Source organism: Acrocarpospora macrocephala (assembly GCF_009687865.1).
Lineage (GTDB): Bacteria > Actinomycetota > Actinomycetes > Streptosporangiales > Streptosporangiaceae > Acrocarpospora > Acrocarpospora macrocephala.
On sequence record NZ_BLAE01000046.1, the window covers coordinates 12245 to 30604 of the forward strand.

Sequence of the window (18360 nt, forward strand, 5' to 3'; positions counted from 1 at the left end):
GCTGGACATGCTAGCGCTGCCTTGGGGAGAATTCAGTGAAAGCCGAAACCTACATTTCCGTTGATATCGAGGCGGACGGGCCGATTCCGGGGCCATATTCCATGGTGAGTTTTGGGATGGCCGTGGCCGGGCGGATGACCGGGCGCGAGTTCGAGCGCCTTGACCCTAGCGTGAGCACGTTTTATGCGGAACTAAGGCCGATCAGTGATGATTTCGTGCCGGATGCCATGGCTGTGTGCGGGCTTGATCGTGACCTGCTGGTTCGGGAGGGGCGCGATCCGGAGGAGGCCATGAAGTCGGCGGCGAAGTGGCTCACGGAGACCTGCGGGAAGTCCACTCCGGTGCTGGTTGCGTATCCGCTTTCCTTTGACTGGATGTGGATATATTGGTACTTCATGAAGTTCGCGGGCGTGTCGCCGTTTGGGCATTCACGGTGCATGGATATAAAGACGCTTTATGCCGCTAAGGCGAAGGTTCCCATTGGGTGGGCGACGAAGCGGCAGATGCCGCAGGAGGTGCGGTCGACCCGGCGGCACTCCCATCACGCGCTTGACGACGCCCTCGAGCAGGCCGAGCTGTTCCAGAACCTGATGACCTGGCGCTAGCGCGGCGGGCCGGAGAGGTTGAGGTCGGCCGCGTGGAACTTGTTCTGGGTCGGCTCCAGGCCGACCTGGATCAGGGATTCCACCATGTCCGCCGCGCGATCGATCAGGAAGGGAAGGTCCTTGCGCTCGGCGGTGGCGAAATCCTTGAGAACGTAGACGGCGGTGTCCATGCGCCCGGGCGGCCGGCCGATGCCGAAACGCAGGCGCAGGTAGTCCTTGGTGTCGAGCGACTTCGTGATGGACTTCAGCCCGTTGTGGCCGTTGTCTCCGCCGCCCAGTTTTGTACGGAGTGCGCCATAGGGGACGTCCAATTCGTCATGGATGACGATGAGCTGCGTGGTCTTGTAGAAGTCGGCCAGTGCCTTCACCGGCCCGCCAGAAAGGTTCATGAACGACAGCGGCTTCGCGAGGACCACGGACGCCCCGGCGAGACGTCCTTCCATGACCTCGGCCCGCGCCCGGTGCGCCTTGAACCGGCCACCGGCACGCGCGGCCAGCTCATCGGCCACCATGAATCCCGCGTTATGCCGGTTGGCCGCATACTCCGGGCCAGGATTGCCCAACCCGACCACAAGCCAACGATCCACCACGTCTCCCCGCCATACTCAGCCCACGCAGGTTCCCAGCCTAGATCCTCGAACTCTAGCCACCTCGCATCCGGCCAAGCGACGTGGAACACGTTCACGGCCGAGAGGATGAACGTCCCTCGCGCCGTGGGCGAGGTCACGCGCCCGGCGTCCAGACAAGGTTCAAGGGCTCAGAATGCTCACAAACCTCAGGAAAGGCGAAAGCCCCACACTGGCATGAAATGCCCGGTGGGGCTCTCGCCGCGATCGGGTTACTCGGCGGGGGCCGCTTCGGGGGCCTCGGCGGGGGCGGTCGGCTCGGCGGCCTCGGGCTCCTCGGGGAGTTCGGCCGTGGGAGCGGAGATCACGTGCAGGATCAGCGCCTCGGGGTCGCCGACCAGGGTCGTTCCGGCGGGGAGCGGCAGGTCGGCGGCGAACAGGTCGAAGCCCGCGTCCTTGCCCTCGACGTCCACCTCGACGCCGGTCGGGATGTGGGTGGCCTCGGTCTCCACCTGGACCTGGACCATCTGCTGGTCGAGCATCGCGCCGTTGACGACGTTGCCGACCACGGTGACCGGGATTTCGACGACGACCTTCTCGCCGCGCTTGACCACGAGCAGGTCGACGTGCTCAAGGAAGCCCTTGATCGGGTCGCGCTGCACGCCCTTGGGCAGGGCCAGCTCGGTGACCGCGCCCTCCAGCTTGATCAGCACGTTGGGGGTGCGGAGCGCGAGCAGGAGCTCGTGGCCCGGCAGGCTCAGGTGGCGGGGCTCGGTGCCGTGGCCGTACAGAACGGCGGGGACGCGGTTGGCGCGGCGGATGGCGCGGGCGGCGCCCTTGCCGAACTTATCGCGGGGTTCGCTGGTGATGATGACTTCGGACACGGCACATCTCCTAGGGAAATCGATGGATGACGCGCTCCCCCTCACCCGCCCTAGCGGAAGGCGTTACGAGCGCAACTAATGCAGTCTATCGGCTTATGAGTCTCCCTCGAACAAGCTCGTCACCGAACCGTCGGTGAAGACCTCGGTGATGGCGCGGGCGATCAGCGGCGCGATCGACAGCACGGTGAGCTTGTCGAAGCGCGCAGCCTCCGGGATCGGCAGCGTGTTGGTGACGACGACCTCGGAGATCCGCGAGTTCTTCAATCGGTCCACGGCGGGTTCGCTGAACACGGCGTGGGTGGCGGCCACGACCACGTTGGTGGCGCCGTGGTCGTAGAGGGCGTCGGCGGCCTTGCAGATCGAGCCGCCGGTGTCGATCATGTCGTCGATCAGCACGCAGGTGCGGCCGCGGACCTTGCCGACCACCTCGTTGACCTTCACCTGGTTGGCCACGTCCAGGTCGCGGCGCTTGTGGATGAAGGCGACCGGAGTACGCAACGAGTCCGACCAGCGTTCGGCCAGGCGGACTCGGCCGGTGTCCGGCGAGACGATCGTGGTGGTGGCCGGGTCGACCTTGTCGCGCAGGTAGTCGATCAGGATCGGCATCGCGAACAGGTGGTCCACCGGGCCGTCGAAGAAGCCCTGGATCTGCGAGGTGTGCAGGTCGATGGACATCAGGCGGTCGGCGCCGGCCTGCTTGAACAGGTCGGCCATCAGGCGGGCGGTGATGGGCTCGCGGCCTCTGCCCTTCTTGTCCTGGCGGGCGTACCCGAAGAAGGGCATGATCACGGTCACCCGTTTGGCGGAGGCGCGTTTCAGCGCGTCCACCATGATCAATTGTTCCATGATCCACTTGTTGATCGGGGCGGTGTGGCTCTGGATGATGAACGCGTCACAGCCCCGTACCGACTCCAGGTAGCGGACGTAGATCTCACCGTTGGCGAAGTCGCGGAGCGCGGTGGGAGTGATCTCCACCCCGAGGTTCTTCGCGACTTCTTCGGCGAGTTCCGGATACGCCCGACCGGAGAAGAACATCAGGTTCTTCTGACCCATCGTCTGAATCCCACTCATGCGGCTTGCTCCTCCTGGCCCGGGATAATCCGGTGATACGCGGTAGACCGCGCCTTGATCCGATCCGTACTGCTTCACGCTGGGGCCTGCCCGGAATCGAGCGCCCGCTGGGCTGCTTCCGCGGAAGCCGTACCTACCCGGCGGCGGAGCACCCAGCCTTCGACATTGCGCTGGCGGCTCCTGGCCACGGCCATCGCGCCCGGCGGCACGTCGTTGACGAGCACCGAGCCCGCCGCCGTGTACGCGCCGTCGCCGACGTGAATCGGGGCGACCAGCATGTTGTCGCTGCCGACCCGGGCATGATCGCCCACCGTTGTGTGACTTTTCGTGACACCGTCGTAGTTCACGAACACGCATCCGGCGCCGATGTTGGATCCGGTGCCGATGGTGGCGTCGCCGACGTAACTGAGATGGGGGATTTTGGAACCTTCGCCGATGGTGGCGTTCTTGGTCTCCACGAACGTGCCGATCTTGCCCTTCACGCCGAGGCGGGTGCCGGGCCGCAGGTAGGCGAACGGGCCGACCGAGGCGCGCGGGCCGATCTCGGAGCTGAAGCAGACGGCGTTGCGGACGACCGCCTCCTCGCCCACGATCGTGTCGGTGAGGGTGGTGCCGGGGCCGATCTCGGCGCCGGCGGCGATCCGGGTCGCGCCGTGCAGCTGGGTGCCGGGGTGGATCACCGCGTCGGCCTCCAGGGTGACGTCGGCGTCGATCCAGGTGCTGGCGGGGTCGATCACGGTCACGCCGTTGAGCATGTGGGCGTGCAGGATGCGCTCGTTGAGCACCCGGCGGGCGAAGGCCAGCTGGACCTTGTTGTTGACGCCCTCGACCTCGACGTAGTCGACCGCGATGTGGGCGCCGACGCGGTGGCCCTCCTCGCGGAGGATCGACAGCACGTCGGTGAGGTATTCCTCGCCCTGCGCGTTGGAGGTGGAGACACGTTTGACGGCGTCGGCGAGGAGGAGGCCGTCGAACGCGTACACCCCCGAGTTCATCTCGGTGATGGCGCGCTGGTCGGGCGTGGCGTCCTTCTCCTCGACGATCTCCAGGACCGCGCCGGTGGCATCCCGGACGATCCTTCCGTAACCGGTCGGGTCCGGGACCTTCGCGGTCAGCACGGTGACCGCGTTGGCGTCGTCGGCGTGCCTGGCCAGCAGGGCGGTGAGGGTCTCGGTGCGCAGCAACGGCGTGTCGCCGTAGGTCACCAGGACCGTTCCGTCGATGGTGCCGACCGCCTCCAGGACCGTGCGGACCGCGTGTCCTGTGCCGTTCTGCTGTTCCTGGACGACCTGGCGCGCGTCGGGCGAGGTCCGGGCCAGATGGGCCTCCATCTGCTCGCGCGCATGGCCGATGACGACGATCAACTTGTCGGGGTTGAGGCCCCGGGCGACGACGAGCATGTGGTCGACCAGGGAGCGACCACAAAGCTCGTGCAAAACTTTCGGGGTCTTCGACTTCATCCGCGTGCCCTCGCCCGCGGCGAGGACGATGACGGCGGCCGGGCGCGGCGCACTCACTTGTGGGAGCTCCCTCGGATCCGCTGGTGAGACGGCTCTTAGATCAGGATGCTGTACGGCTACCGCCAAGGCACCGCACGGTCACCCACTCGACAACGTGAGCTTACCTGGCCGGGCACCGATCACACCCGGCACACCACCCCCACCGCGTTCCGGCGCCTGGACTCGAACCAGGACAAACCAACTCCAAAGGTTGGCGGGCTGCCAATTACCCAACGCCGGATAGCTCGAACCAACCGGTTCGATCAGCCACCACCTTACCGGGACCGATCCCAAGACGCGTTGTGATATCCGCGCGCTGTGTCGCCCGTCGTTCCATAACAGAGTTCGTGTTGTTCGGCAAGTCGGGGGAGCGCCACGAGATGGACCTTCAACGGTCATGTTCCATACAGTCACAACTTAGGGCTTCCTTACTTACGATGGCGTAAGTTACGGTAGCGTAGGCAGCAATCCCACGACCGCGAGGTAGCCCATGACCGTTGTAACGGAGCGAGCCGCTCCGCAGCCGAAACCGGACATCGACCCCGAACCGAAGACCCTTCCCGAGCTCATCACCTTCGGTTTCGTCGTCGGGGCGCCACTGGTGGCACTCGCCGTCGCCGTGCCGATGGCCTGGAGCTGGGGCCTGCTCAGCTGGATCGACGTCGCGATCGGCTTTGTTTTCTACGTGGTCACCGGCCTGGGGGTGACGGTCGGTCTGCACCGTTACTTCACCCACGGCTCGTTCAAGGCCAAGCGCCCGATGAAGATCGCGCTCGGCATCGCGGGGAGCCTCTCCCTGGAGATGTCGGTGCTCGACTGGGTCGCTACCCACCGCAAGCACCACAAGTTCTCCGACAAGGACGGCGATCCGCACTCGCCGTGGCGCTTCGGGACCGGCTTCTGGGCCATCACCAAGGGCCTGCTCTGGGCCCACATGGGCTGGTTGTTCGAAACACACCGTACAAACCGGGAGAAGTATGCCCCGGACCTGGTCAAAGACCCGGACGTCATCAGGCTCCACAAGCTCTTCCCCACTCTGGCGATCACCTCTCTGGTCCTCCCGGCCGTCCTCGGCGGCCTGATCACCTGGTCCTGGCAGGGCGCGGCCACCGCGTTCTTCTGGGGCACCGTGATCCGGATCGGCCTGCTGCACCACGTCACGTGGTCGATCAACTCGATCTGCCACGTCTTCGGCGACGAAGCCTTCGAAGTCCGTGACAAGTCGCGAAATGTCTGGTGGCTGGCCATCCCCTCGTTCGGCGAGTCCTGGCACAACCTGCACCACTCCGACCCCACCTGCGCCCGGCACGGCGCCCTGAAGGGCCAGATCGACCTGAGCGCGGGCACCATCCGCATCTTCGAGAAGCTCGGCTGGGTGTACGACGTGCGCTGGCCCGTCCCCGAGAGACTGGCGGCGAAGCGCCTTGGCTGACCCAGGCAATTCTCGTACGGCTACCGCGGAGATCGTGGTAGCCGTACGTCTCCCATCCCCGAATGGGACGGATTCCACGGCGACCGCCATTATGGAACCCGTGACCGAACCCAGATCCCGCAGACGCATGACCGGCGCCGAGCGGCGCGAGCAGTTGATCCATATCGGTCGCGCGCTCTTCGCGGAGAAGGGCTTCGACGGGACGTCGGTGGAGGAGATCGCAGCTCACGCGAAGGTGTCGAAGCCCGTGGTGTACGAACATTTCGGGGGCAAGGAAGGGATCTACGCGGTCGTCATCGACCGGGAGATGCAGCGGTTGCTCAGCCTGGTGACGCAGGCGCTGTCGGCGTCGCATTCGCTGGTCAAGCTGGAGCGGGCGGCGTTGGCGCTGTTGCAGTACATCGAGGAGAGCAGCGAGGGGTTCCGGATCCTGGTTCGTGACTCGCACGCGGCTTCTGGGACGGGGACCTTCGGCAGCCTGCTCAGTGACATCGCGAGCCAGGTGGAGGATGTGCTGGCCGATGAGTTCGTGGAGCGTGGGTACGACCCGAAGCTTGCTCCGATGTATGCGCAGATGCTCGTCGGCATGGTCGCGCTGACTGGGCAGTGGTGGCTGGATGTGCGTAAGCCGAGCCGTGAGGAGGTGGCCGCTCATCTGGTGAATCTCTGCTGGAACGGTCTTACGAGTTTGGACCCGAATCCGCGGCTGACGAGTGCGTCGCGTGGGCTTGTCCTCGCTCCGGGCCTTGTTCCTGAAATGCCGGGGAAGGAGCTCAGCGACAAGGAGCTCAAGGAGCTGGGTAAGCAGCGGGAGCGTGAGCTCAAGGAGCAGGAGAAGTTGCGCCGGGAGCTCGATAAGCAGCGGGAGCGTGAGGCCAAGGAGCTGGAGCGGCAGCGTGAACGCGAGCTCAAGGAGCAGGAGAAGGCTCAGCGTGAGCTCGACAAGCAACGTGAACGCGAGACAAAGGAACACGAGAAGCTGCAGCGCGAGCTCGAGAAGCAACGCGAACGCGAACAACGCGAGCAGGAACGCCTCCGCGCCCTCGAAGCCCGCCAAGCCGAACTAGAAGCCCGCCTCGCAGACGTGGAACCCCAGTAGGGGTAGTCTCTCCCACCCACCCAGCCCTCTGTTTTCCCTCGGGCTCCGCCCGCCCCCGCCATCGCCGTAGTTCCCCCACAAATCGTCCTGTCAGAGCGAGACACGCCGAGATTTCAGGTGTCAGTTAACGTTCCGTTCAACAAGTTCGGGCATATTTAGGACATGTCCGCCGAAATCTCTGTCGCTTCGAAGCAGGAAGACCACAACCCTGGGGATCGGCCACTTCCTCCTGATCGGTTTCTCAACCGGGAGGAGAGCTGGCTTCAGTTCAATGAGCGGGTGCTTGAGCTGGCTGAGGATCCGCGGACGCCGCTGTTGGAGCGGGTGCGGTTTCTGGCGATCTTCGCGAGTAACCTCGACGAGTTCTTCCGGGTGCGGGTGGCGGGGCTGAAACGGCGGATGGCCACCGGCCTGCTGTTGCGGACCAAGAGCGGGCTGAAGCCGCGCGAGGAGCTGGCCAGGATCGCGGGGATCGCGGATGGGCTGGCGCGCCGGCATGACGCCTGCTTCCACAAGCTGGTGGGGCCGGATCTGGCGGCCGAGGGCATCGAGATCGTCCGGTGGGATGATCTGGGCCGGGATGAGCGCACCGCGATGCGCAAGCTGTTCCGGGAGCGGATCCGGCCGGTGCTGACGCCGCTCGCCGTCGACCCCGCCCACCCATTCCCCTATATTTCCGGACTTTCGCTCAACCTCGCGGTCACCGTCCGGAACCCGTCAACGGGCAACACCGTCTTCGCCCGCGTCAAGGTTCCCAGCCAGCTGCCCCGCTTCGTCACCGCTTCCAGAGACCGTTTCGTCCCCCTGGAAGACGTCATCGCCGCCCACCTGGGCCAGCTCTTCAAGGGCATGGAGATCATCCAGCACCACGTCTTCCGCGTCACCAGGAACGAGGACCTGGACGTCGACGAGGACGTCACCGAGAACCTCATGCAGGCCCTCGAACGCGAGCTCCTGCGCCGCCGTTTCGGCCCTCCGGTCCGCCTCGAAGTCGAGGACACCATCACCGACGAGGTCCTGGAACTCCTGGTCGAGGAGCTCGGCGTCGCCGAACACGAGATCTACCGGCTGCCTGGCCCGCTGGACCTGTCCGGCCTGCACGCCATCGCCGACATCGGCCCGGCCCAGAACCGCGGCGACCTGAGCTACCGCCCGTTCGTCCCGGCCGAAGCCGTACACGCCGACGACGACATCTTCGCCCTGCTCCGCGAGCGCGACATCCTGCTGCACCACCCGTACGACTCCTTCTCCACCAGCGTGCAGCGTTTCATCGAGCAGGCCGCCGCCGACCCGGACGTACTCGCGATCAAGCAGACCCTGTACCGCACCAGCGGCGACTCCCCCATCGTGGACGCCCTGATCGACGCCGCCGAAGCGGGCAAGCAGGTCGTGGTCGTCGTCGAGATCAAGGCGAGGTTCGACGAGCACGCCAACATCTCCTGGGCGCGCAAGCTCGAACGCGCCGGCTGCCACGTCGTCTACGGCGTGCTCGGCCTGAAGACGCACTGCAAGCTGGCCCTGGTCGTACGCCAGGAGCCGAGCGGCGAGCTGCGCCGCTACTGCCACATCGGCACCGGCAACTACAACCCGAAGACCGCCCGCATGTACGAGGACTTCGGCCTGCTGACCGCCGACCCGCTGATGGGCGAGGACGTCACCGACCTGTTCATCCATCTCACCGGCTACTCCAACCATTCGGCCTACCGCCGCCTGCTGGTCGCCCCGCACTCGATGCGCCAGGGCGTGCTGGGCCGGATCGACCGGGAGATCGCCCACCAGACCGCCGGACGCCCGGCCAAGATCCGCATCAAGACGAACTCGCTGGTCGACGAGCCCATCATCGACGCGCTCTACCGTGCCTCGCGGGCGGGAGTCCCGATCGACCTCCTGGTGCGCGGCATCTGCACGCTCCGGCCGGGCGTGCCAGGTTTGTCGGAGACGATCCGGGTCAGAAGCGTGCTCGGCCGCTTCCTCGAGCACTCGCGGGTGTTCGAGTTCGGCCTGGGCAGGCGCCCCGAATACTGGATCGGCAGCGCCGACCTGATGCGCCGGAACCTGGACCGCCGAGTGGAAGCCCTGGTCAAGGTGACCGGAACGCAACATCGCACGTACATCGCGGACCTGCTCGATCGGGCCTTCTCCGATGGGACGGACTCATGGTGGCTCAACGCGGACGGACTCTGGCAAAGACACCAAGGCGGAACCGACCTGCAGCACCACCTCATCGGCACCCGCCGGTGGCGCACGGTGGACGACAGCGAATGACCGATCTGGTACGCGCCTCCGGTGCCGTGATCTGGCGCGGGGACGAGCGGAACCCGGAGGTCGCGGTGGTCCACCGCCCCCGGTATGACGACTGGTCCTTCCCCAAGGGCAAGCTGAAACCCGGCGAGCACGTGATCGCCGGAGCGCTCCGCGAGGTGGCCGAGGAGACCGGCCTGCAGGTCGTCCTCGGCCGTTCGCTGCCCCCCGTGCACTACCTGAAGGACGGCCGCCTGAAACGGGTGGACTACTGGACCGCCCAGGCCGTCGCCATCGGCGACCTGGAAGCCGTCGAGGAGGTCGACCAGGTCGCATGGCTCAGCCTGGACGCCGCCCGCCGCCGCCTCACCTACGAATGGGACGCGGGCCTGCTCCGCGCCCTCACCGCCGCCCCTCTCCGCACCACCCCGTTGATCCTGGTACGGCATGGCCAGGCCGGCTCCCGCCAGGACTGGAAAGGCGACGACGACCGCCGCCCCCTCGACCAGGCCGGGATGGCCCAAGCCGAAACCCTGGCCACCGCCCTCGTCGGGTACGCGCCGACCGCCCTGGTCAGCTCCCCGAGCAAACGCTGCGTCCAGACCCTCAAGCCGTACGCGACGCAAACCGGCCTCCCCGTGCGCAAGGAGAAACTCCTCACGGAGAACCACTACGACCCACGCGAAACCCTCCGCCTGGTCCAGAAACTGGACGAACCCGCGGTCGTGTGCACGCATGGCAAGGTCGTCCCCGACCTGCTCGACGCCATCTGCGACCACCGCTGCGGCGACACCCACCTCCGCAAGGGCGCCTTCGCGGTCGTCCACCACAGCGGCGACCACCTAGTCAGCGTGGAACGTTACGCCACGTAATATCCTCCGGATCGGCGGGCTTGGCCGCGACATACGACTAACGGTGCGGCGATTGCCCGTTGGGGCTACTGAGCCGTGACCTTGGCCCAGACGCTGGGGAACTTGCGGTGCGCGCGTTCGGCCGTTTCGTGTTCCATGCCGACGAGCACGCCGTAGGTGAAGGTGTCCTCGCCGGCCTCGCGGGCGCGGTCCGCTTCGGCGGCGAGGGTCTGCTGGGCGACGACGCCGTCCTGGTGCAGACCGAGCACTTCCTGAACCGATTCGGCGCGCTTGGCGGCCTGGGTCATGCCGAGCGCCTCGGCCGTGTACCGTGCCCGTTTGGCCGCCTTCCGCACGTCGTGCATGGCGATCTCGCGTTCGTCGCGGTCCTCGATGGCCTGGGCGGTGGCGTAGCGGCCCTCGACCCGCTGCCACTCCTTCTCGGCGATCTTCTCCAGGGTGCCCTCGGCGGGGTTGGCCGCCTTCTTGGTCAGCGGAAGCGGCGCGTCGAGCGCGTCCAGCAGCGCGAAGTAGCGCTCGTCGCTCATGACCTCCCGGACGCGCGCGTAGGCGGCGTCCTCCTTGGCCAGTAGGTCGGAGCCGAGGCGCTCGCGGACCGGGCCGACGATCATGGCGTCGTCCAGGGTGTCCAGGTGCCCGGCGAACCTGGCCCTGATGACCTCCAGGTCGCGGACCTCGCCGAGCACCTCGCCCAGCCAGCGCAGCTCCTCCTGGAGTTCCTCGGTGTCCTCGACCAGCGACTTGAACGCCCTGAGCGCGCTGCGCATGCGGCGGCAGGCGACTCTGGCCTGGTGCACGGCGTCGTCTTCGGCTCGCCGTACTGGACCGTCGTGGGCGATCAGCGCCTCGACCTGGGTGCGGAAGTAGTTCGCGACGACCGCGCCGGCCGTGCCCGCCGGCGGCGGGGGCGGCGCGGCGGGGACGGCGTCGCCGAGCAGGCGGCCGAGCTTGTTGGCCGACTCGGCCGGGACGGCGCCCGCCTTGCGGAGCCGTTTGCCGACCCGGCGCAGGATGGTCTCGTCGCCTTTGACCAGCTCGGCCTCGACTTCCTGCCAGCGCGTCACGGCCGGCGGCTCGCCGAAGACCGTGCCCTTGACCCGGTCGTCGGCTATCTCGATGAGGATGTCGCCGTGCTCGTCCATGAGCCGGGTGACGCCGCGTTTGGTGTCCAGCTGGGCGACCGGGACCAGGTCCTTGCCGCGGCTGTAGACGAGCACGAGTTCGGCCAGCTCCGGGGGCACCACCTTGGTGCTGCGGGTCAGCGGGTGGGTGACCTCCTCGCGCACGCCCTTGCTCTTGGGGAGCTTGAGGTGCCAGCCCGAGTCGTCGCCGCCGCGCCTGCGCCGCAGCGTGATGCCGCGTGCGGCCAGCCGCAGGTCAGGCGTGTCGAAGTAGATGGCGACCAGCGAGAAGGTGCGAGGGCCCACGGCCGCCGCGGCGCCCTTGAGATCACTCAGGTCCGGGATCTCGAACTCGGCGGGAACGTCGAACTTGTCTTCGATCTCGATCGGCACTAGCACCTCGCAGTGAACAGTTGGCCGCTTATGTGCGGCCATAATGCCACCCGAAGGTAAACAAATCGCTCAAGGCATCTGCAAGAGCTCGATTCGATTCCCCACGGGGTCGTGCACATGGCACCGGCGATACCCCGGCAGCAGATCATCGGGTACGGCATCCGGCAGCCGGGCCAGCAACTCGTCCAGATCGGTGACCAGCAGCGCGGGATGCGCCTTGCGGGCGGGCCTGAAATCCGCCTCGATGCCCAGATGCAGCTCGACACCCTGCCCGCGGAACCAGGCCCCGCCGCGTTTGGCCAGCTCGGGAGGCTTCTCGACTTCGGTCATGCCGAGCACGCCCACATAGAAGGCCCGCAGCTCGGGTTCGCTCCCGGCGGGCGCGGCCAGCTGGACATGATGCATTCCCACGATCATCTATAGCGTCCTTCCGAGCCACAACGAAGATCCACTTCGATCACGCCTCCATAGAAGGCCCGCAACTCGCCGCCAGCTTTGATGGATCGCCAGGATCATCTAGGACTCCTTCCGGGCCACGACGAAGATCCGCCGGAACGGGAACGGGGTGCCGTAGGGGCGGCGCGGATACGCCTCTCCCAGCAGTCTGCCCGCCTCGGCCAGGAATTGGGCCTGGCGGTCCGGCGTGAGCCGCCCCAGCATCGGGCGGAGCGCGGTCGCCCTGACCCAGGTGAGCACGGCGTCCTCCCCCTGGAGCACGTGCTGGTAGGTCGTCTCCCAAGCGTCCACCTCGGTGCCCCCGAGCAGGTCGAGATACTCGCCAGGATCCCCTACCGGCGCGTGCCTGACCAGGTCACCGAGCTCGTCCCGCCAGGCCGCGCTTTGACAGAGGTCGCGGATCAGGACATGGCTGGGGAAGTCGAAGTTGCCCGGCACCTGGAAGGCCAGCCAGCCGCCTGGAGCGAGGTCCTCGGCCATCCAGCGGGTGATCAGCTCGCGGTGTTCCGGGATCCACTGCAGCAGCGCGTTGGACACGATCACGTCAACCGGTTCGGCGGGCTTCCAGGCCCGTGCGTCCAGCACGTCGAACCGAGCCCCGGGCGGGGTTTTGGAGAGCATTTCCGGGGACGAGTCCACGCCGGACAGGTCGGCGTCCGGCCAGCGCTGGGCCAGTTGCACGGTGAGCTCGCCGGTGCCGCAGCCCAGGTCGACGACCGTGCGGGGGTTCTCCGCGCCGATCCGGCCGACCAGCTCGAAGAACGGGCGGGCCCGCTCGTCGGCGTACCGGCCGTACAGGCTGGGGTTCCACATGGGGCATCCTTCCATTTATCTCGACGTCAAGATACTTGATATCGTGATAGATGTCTCGACGTCAAGAGAGATAGACTTGGTGCCCATGAGGCAGGCCGAGGATGAAGTGGACCGGCTGGTTGCGGCGTGGAAGCAGGAGCGTCCCGATCTGGACGTCAGCCCGCTGCAGGTGCTGAGCCGGGTGTCGCGGCTGAGCCGCCATCTCGAGCGGGCCAGGCGGGCCAGCTTCGCCGAGCACGGTCTCGAATCCTGGGAGTTCGACGTGCTCACCGCGCTGCGCCGGTCCGGCGAGCCGTATGAGCTGAGCCCCGGCGCGCTGCTACGCGCCACCCTGGTCACCTCGGGCACCATGACCAACCGGATCGACCGACTGGCCGCGACCGGGCTGGTGACCCGCCACCCCGACCCCGAGGACCGCCGCGGCGTGCTCGTCCGGCTCACCCCCAGCGGACTCGAACGGGTCGACGCCGCCTTCACCGGGCTGCTCCGCCGGGAGCAGGAGCTCCTGGCGACCCTCGGCAAGCATGAGCAGCAGGCCCTGTCGGGCCTGCTGCGCACGCTTCTTGTCCCTTTTGACGCTTCCGACAGCGGAGCGTAGGGGCTCACTGCCCGCCAGGTGGCAGGAGAAACCCGAGTAAGACGGGACAATAGCGCCTTGTGGTTTCATTTGGGGTGTGTGATTTATGTCACACCGCATCTGGACCGGTCCTGGCGTGATCATTTTGGGCAGCCCCCGCCAGCAGGGGAAACGACCCTTCCATTCCCAGGTTTCGCTCAGGTACATGGTGTATCAGGCGAGGCCGCAGGCCCAGCTGACAAGCCGTTCAACTTTCGCAACGGTAGATCGTCTTATAGCTTCTAACTGTTCCTTTACTGACGCATGGGGCGCAAGTGACGTCCCACGACAGACCTGGGGTTACACCATGAAGCGCACATTCGTTGTGGGCGGCATCAGCGCGGGCCTTCTGGCCTCCGCTCTTGTCGCCTCCCCCGCTCAGGCGGGCGATGAGGTCCCGTCGGTCATCCTGGCCAACACCAACCTCGCGGCACGCGAGGTCGCGGCGTTCTGGTACGGCGAGGCCAAGGCCAACCTGATCGGCGCCACGCCCTACGACGTGGAGACGAAGGTCGTCGCCAAGCACGTCTCGACCGGTGGTCCCTCCGCGGACAGCAAGCCCGGCGTGGTCCCCGCGATCGGCGACGAGAAGAAGAGCACCAGCAAGTCGAAGAACGTCAACCTGCCCAAGACCTCGGGCAAGGTGTTCTTCATCGGCGCCGACGGCGACCCGCACTGGTGCACGGGCACCTCGATCCAGGCGCAGTACCGCAACCTGGTGGCCACGGCCGGCAGCTGCGTGTACGACACCACGAGCAACGCCGCCACCCTCGACAAGTGGATCTTCGTCCCCGGTTACTACCAGGGCAAGACCCCTTGGGGCATCTACGTCGGTAAGCAGGGCTTCACGCACTACGACTTCGACGTGTACGAGGACGGCGACCGCGACTACGCGTTCGTCACCGTGTACAACGGCGTCATCCCGACGTCGGCGGGCTTCGACAAGGACTACGAGAGCAAGCCCTACCCGACCAAGCGCGCGGCCGAGAAGGAGAAGGCGAAGCTCGCGGCGGACAAGACCACCGGGTGGTCCTGGCTGAAGATCGAAGAGGTCATCGACTACGACAGGGTCAAGCCGCAGCACTCGCCCGAGTCCAAGCATGTCGGGGGCGTTACCTACGAAGCGTGGCACAAGTTCAACTCGAACACCCCCTTCGACGACGTCGACAAGGCCGCCGCGACCGGCACCGGCTACGTCGACAGCGACGATGTGGGCCAGACCGCCTGGCAGGACGCTCTGGACGGCCAGAACGTCGAGGGCAACGTTTACCTGAGCGAAGACAAGAGGACGCTCGGGTACACCAAGCCCAAGGAGGGTGGCGGCTGGACGTACCACCTGCGCTCCTTCTGGGTGAACTACGACCTGGACTACAAGGTCGTCGGCAAGGTGCTGTCCATCGGCCTCAAGGACGTCGGTCGCCTCGGTGACAACGTCGGCGGCCAGGGCCTGGCCTACAACCAGAAGATCGGCAAGCCGGTCTTCGTGTTCGGCTACCCGAGCGGTTCCCACCCGGACGGCAACTACGCCTTCACCGGCAAGACCCTCAAGTGGGCGTACGGCAAGACGTTCGCCGCTTCGGCCTCGTCCATCAAGGCCCAAGAGCTCATCGGCATCAAGTCCAGCTTCACCGGCGAGGGCGCACTCGGCTCGTCGTGGCTGCTGAACTACAAGAGCGCTCGTCGTCTTGGCTACCTGAACGGTGTGACCATCGGCGTCTCCGACACCGACAAGAACAACCGTTACGACACCAGCGTCTCCCCGTACTTCGACGGTGAGACCTACGGCGTCTACAGCGTGGCCAAGAACCTCTGGTCCGGCAAGATCGTCTAGTAGCTATACGGGAGAACCGGAGGTGCCCCGGTTCGCCTGAGTACGTGAAATAAAGGGCCCGGCCGCGCTCGGCCGGGCCCTTTCTCGTTCATTCGCCCAGGCGGTCGGCCACGTTCAGCCAGTCGACTTCGGTGCTCTCCTTGAGGGTGGCGATCTCGCGGAGTTCGGCGTCGAGTGTGCCGAGGCGTTCGAAGTCGCTGGCCGCCTCGGCCATCTGGGCGTGCACTTTTCCTTCGCGTTCGGAGAGCTTGTCCAGTTGCCGTTCCAGCCGCGACAGCTCTTTCTGGAGCTCCCGCTGCTCCTTGGCGGACAGGCCGACCGTGATCGGGGTCTCGACCACCAGGGTGGGTACGGCTGTCGCCGCGCGGGCCGACAGGGCGTTGCCGGCCGCGCGGCGGTCCAGGTATTCGTCGACGCCGCCGGGCAGCATCGACAGTTTGCCGTCGCCGAGCAGGGCCACCGTGCGGTCCGAGACGCGCTCCAGGAAATAGCGGTCGTGGCTGACCACGACCAGGGTGCCCGGCCAGCCGTCGAGCAGGTCTTCCAGTTCGGTCAGGGTCTCGATGTCCAGGTCGTTGGTGGGCTCGTCCAGGAGGAGCACGTTCGGCTCGTCCATGATCAGCCTCAGCAGCTGGAGGCGGCGGCGTTCACCGCCGGACAGGTCGCCGATCACCTTCCACTGCGCGTCGCCCTTGAATCCGAGGCGCTCCAGCAGCTGCGAGGCCGACCATTCCTTCTTGCCGACGGTGATGTACTTGCGGATCTCCTCGACCGTCTCCAGGACGCGACGGGTGGGGTCGAGTTCGGTGAGTTCCTGGGAGAGGTGGGCGAGTTTGACGGTTCGTCCCTCGACCAGGCGGCCGGTGTCGGGCCGTACCGATCCGGAGAGCAGGCGGAGCACGGTGGATTTGCCCGAGCCGTTGACGCCGATGAGGCCGATCCTGTCGCCGGGGCCGAACTGCCAGGTGCAGTGGTCGAGGACCAGGGGTCCGGTGTCGGGGCCGCCCGCGTGCAGGGTCACGTCCTCCAGGTCGTACACCGTCTTGCCGAGGCGGGCGGAGGCGAACTTGAGCAGTTCGACGGTCTCGCGGGCCGGCGGCACGTCGGCGATCAGGGCTTCGGCGGCGTTGATCCTGAACTTGGGCTTGGAGGTGCGCGCGGGCGGGCCGCGCCGCAGCCAGGCGATCTCCTTGCGCATCAGGTTCTGCCGCCGGTCCTCGGTGGCCTGCGCGACCCGCGCGCGCTCGGCCTTGGCCAGCACGTACGCCGCGTAGCCGCCGTCATATCGCTCGACGGAGCCGTCCACGACCTCCCAGGTCCTGGTGGACACCGCGTCCAGGAACCAGCGGTCGTGGGTGACCACGATCAGCGCCGACCGGCGCGCCGCCAGGTGTCCGGCCAGCCAGGCGATGGCCTCGATGTCCAGGTGGTTGGTGGGCTCGTCGAGCACGATCAGGTCGTCGGCGCCGATCAGCAGCCGGGCCAGCGCGGTCCTGCGCCGCTCGCCGCCGGACAGGGCGCCAGCCTGCGCGGACAGCTCGATGTCGCCGAGCAGGTTCGCCAGGATCTCCCGGATCGCGGCGTCGCCCGCCCATTCGTGTTCGGCTCTGCCACCCAGGACGAGTTCCTGGACCGTGGCGTCGGCGGCGAAGTCGTCCCGCTGGGAGAGCACGCCGACGTGCAGGTTGCGGGTGTGGGTGACCCGCCCGCCGTCCGGCTTCAACTCCCCCGCGATGATCGAGATCAGCGTGGTCTTGCCGCCGCCGTTGCGGCCGACGACGCCGATGCGGTCGCCTTCCTCGACGCCGAGCGAGACGTTCGCGAGCAGGGGTTTGGGACCGTAGGCGTGGGAGACGGATTCAAGATTGACCAGATTCATCGCCTGGTAAGCCTATCTAGACGACCACGGCTCCGGGGACCGGTCCGTAGCCGCTCACCACGGCGCGGCAGGCGCTCTTCAGCGCCACCGACAGGTCGAGCGCGTGCTCGGCCGACTCGGCGAGGAACGCGCAGGTCGGGCCGGAGCCGGAGACCAGCGCGCCGAGCGCGCCGCGATCCCGGCCGACCTGAAGGGTCCTGGCCAGGCTGCGGCGGAGCATGATCGCGGCTGGTTGCAGGTCGTTGACCAGGGATTTTCCCAGCCCGGGCGCGTCACCGTCGCGGAGCGCGGCGGCGAGTTGGTCGCTCAGCGCGGGCCAGCAGGCGCGTTCGCCGGCGGCTTCGCGGAGGCGGTCGCACTCGCCGTACACCTGGGGGGTGGAAAGGCCGCCGTCGGCGAGGGCGAACACCCAGAAGAAGGTGCCGCGGACCGGGAGCGGCGTGAGCATCTCGCCCCGGCCGGTGCCGACGGCGGTGCCGCCGAGCAGGGCGAACGGCACATCGCTCCCCAGATCGGCGGCGATGTCCAGCAGGTCACGCTGGGTCAGGCCAAGGCCCCAGAGCCGGTCGCAGGCCACCAGGGCCGCGGCCGCGTCGGCGCTGCCGCCGGCCATGCCGCCCGCCACCGGGATGGACTTGCGGATGACCAGCTCCGCGCCGTACGGCCGGCCGGCGCGGGCGGCGAGGGCGCGGGCGGCCCGGATCGCGAGGTTGTCGCCGTCCAGCGGCACCAGCCCGGCCGAATCACCCTCCACCCGGACCGTCAACGTCGCCGCCTCCACGGCGGTGACCTCGTCGAACAGCGACACCGCGTGGAAAACATTCACCAGGTCGTGGTAGCCGTCGTCCCGCAGCGGCCCCACCGAGAGCTGGAGGTTGACCTTGCCCGGGACACGAACGGTCACAGATGACGTCACGGCATCCGAGCCTAACCTGACCTGCCGCTACGCCCGATAAAAGATCAGCACAAATTAGGGCGAAAG

The 18360-nt window shown here is 67.1% G+C and carries 16 protein-coding genes and 1 tRNA gene; 7 read left to right on the plus strand and 10 right to left on the minus strand.

Annotation, left to right across the window (positions count from 1 at the left end; all coding sequences use genetic code 11):
- The first annotated feature begins 35 nt into the window (after positions 1–35).
- Positions 36–605, plus strand: a complete 570-nt coding sequence (locus tag Amac_RS34635; RefSeq protein WP_246268919.1) for a 3'-5' exonuclease — start codon at positions 36–38, stop codon at positions 603–605.
- Here the strand turns inward: Amac_RS34635 and pth are convergent.
- The 5 genes from pth to Amac_RS34660 all read right to left on the minus strand — a co-directional run bounded on the left by pth (position 602) and on the right by Amac_RS34660 (position 4866).
- A complete protein-coding gene (pth, locus tag Amac_RS34640) occupies positions 602–1192 on the minus strand; it encodes an aminoacyl-tRNA hydrolase (RefSeq protein WP_155358643.1) in 591 nt (196 codons plus the stop codon). The two genes, Amac_RS34635 and pth, sit on opposite strands and share 4 nt — an antisense overlap.
- A 251-nt stretch (positions 1193–1443) precedes the next feature.
- On the minus strand, positions 1444–2055 hold the full coding sequence (locus Amac_RS34645; protein ID WP_155358644.1) for a 50S ribosomal protein L25/general stress protein Ctc: 612 nt from the start codon (positions 2053–2055) through the stop codon (positions 1444–1446).
- Positions 2056–2148: 93 nt separating this feature from the next.
- Positions 2149–3126 carry a ribose-phosphate diphosphokinase gene (locus Amac_RS34650; protein WP_155358645.1) on the minus strand — a complete coding sequence of 326 codons (978 nt, stop codon included), beginning with the start codon at positions 3124–3126 and terminating at the stop codon, positions 2149–2151.
- A gap of 74 nt (positions 3127–3200) precedes the next feature.
- A complete protein-coding gene (gene glmU, locus Amac_RS34655; protein ID WP_155358646.1) occupies positions 3201–4643 on the minus strand; it encodes a bifunctional UDP-N-acetylglucosamine diphosphorylase/glucosamine-1-phosphate N-acetyltransferase GlmU in 1443 nt (480 codons plus the stop codon).
- 150 nt (positions 4644–4793) lie between these two features.
- Positions 4794–4866, minus strand: a tRNA-Gln gene (locus Amac_RS34660).
- Positions 4867–5115: 249 nt separating this feature from the next.
- On the opposite strand from Amac_RS34660, the gene Amac_RS34665 reads away from it, so the two are divergent.
- The 4 genes from Amac_RS34665 (at position 5116) to Amac_RS34680 (ending at position 10269) form a co-directional block, all read left to right on the plus strand.
- Positions 5116–6057, plus strand: coding sequence for an acyl-CoA desaturase (locus tag Amac_RS34665; RefSeq protein WP_155358647.1), 942 nt, complete (start codon positions 5116–5118; stop codon positions 6055–6057).
- Between the two features lie 91 nt (positions 6058–6148).
- Positions 6149–7156: a TetR/AcrR family transcriptional regulator gene (locus tag Amac_RS58125; protein ID WP_155358648.1), complete on the plus strand. Its 1008-nt coding sequence runs from the start codon at positions 6149–6151 to the stop codon at positions 7154–7156.
- A 162-nt stretch (positions 7157–7318) separates the two neighbouring features.
- Positions 7319–9421, plus strand: coding sequence for an RNA degradosome polyphosphate kinase (locus tag Amac_RS34675; RefSeq protein ID WP_155358649.1), 2103 nt, complete (start codon positions 7319–7321; stop codon positions 9419–9421).
- Positions 9418–10269 (plus strand): NUDIX hydrolase, encoded by an 852-nt coding sequence (locus Amac_RS34680; RefSeq protein ID WP_155358650.1) that lies wholly within the window; start codon positions 9418–9420, stop codon positions 10267–10269. Before Amac_RS34675 ends, Amac_RS34680 begins: the two co-directional genes overlap by 4 nt.
- A gap of 65 nt (positions 10270–10334) precedes the next feature.
- On the opposite strand, the gene Amac_RS34685 is transcribed toward Amac_RS34680, so the two are convergent.
- The 3 genes from Amac_RS34685 to Amac_RS34695 form a co-directional block, all read right to left on the minus strand.
- Positions 10335–11783 (minus strand): CYTH and CHAD domain-containing protein, encoded by a 1449-nt coding sequence (locus Amac_RS34685; protein WP_155358651.1) that lies wholly within the window; start codon positions 11781–11783, stop codon positions 10335–10337.
- A 69-nt stretch (positions 11784–11852) separates the two neighbouring features.
- Entirely contained in the window at positions 11853–12200 is a 348-nt protein-coding gene (locus tag Amac_RS34690) for a VOC family protein (protein ID WP_155358652.1), read from the minus strand.
- Between the two features lie 99 nt (positions 12201–12299).
- Positions 12300–13052, minus strand: a complete 753-nt coding sequence (locus tag Amac_RS34695) for a trans-aconitate 2-methyltransferase (protein WP_155358653.1) — start codon at positions 13050–13052, stop codon at positions 12300–12302.
- Positions 13053–13137: 85 nt separating this feature from the next.
- Between Amac_RS34695 and Amac_RS34700 the strand changes: the two genes are divergently transcribed.
- Together Amac_RS34700 and Amac_RS34705 are read left to right on the plus strand one after the other, a co-directional pair.
- Positions 13138–13650 carry a MarR family winged helix-turn-helix transcriptional regulator gene (locus tag Amac_RS34700; RefSeq protein ID WP_174900262.1) on the plus strand — a complete coding sequence of 171 codons (513 nt, stop codon included), beginning with the start codon at positions 13138–13140 and terminating at the stop codon, positions 13648–13650.
- Between the two features lie 325 nt (positions 13651–13975).
- The gene (locus tag Amac_RS34705) at positions 13976–15499 is read left to right on the plus strand and encodes a trypsin-like serine peptidase (protein WP_155358655.1); all 1524 of its coding nucleotides are present in this window, start codon (positions 13976–13978) and stop codon (positions 15497–15499) included.
- An 88-nt stretch (positions 15500–15587) separates the two neighbouring features.
- On the opposite strand, the gene Amac_RS34710 is transcribed toward Amac_RS34705, so the two are convergent.
- Both Amac_RS34710 and Amac_RS34715 read right to left on the minus strand, forming a co-directional pair.
- Positions 15588–17378, minus strand: a complete 1791-nt coding sequence (locus Amac_RS34710; protein ID WP_155358656.1) for an ABC-F family ATP-binding cassette domain-containing protein — start codon at positions 17376–17378, stop codon at positions 15588–15590.
- Positions 17379–17394: 16 nt separating this feature from the next.
- On the minus strand, positions 17395–18282 hold the full coding sequence (locus tag Amac_RS34715; RefSeq protein ID WP_155358657.1) for a 4-(cytidine 5'-diphospho)-2-C-methyl-D-erythritol kinase: 888 nt from the start codon (positions 18280–18282) through the stop codon (positions 17395–17397).
- Between the last annotated feature and the right edge of the window lie 78 nt (positions 18283–18360).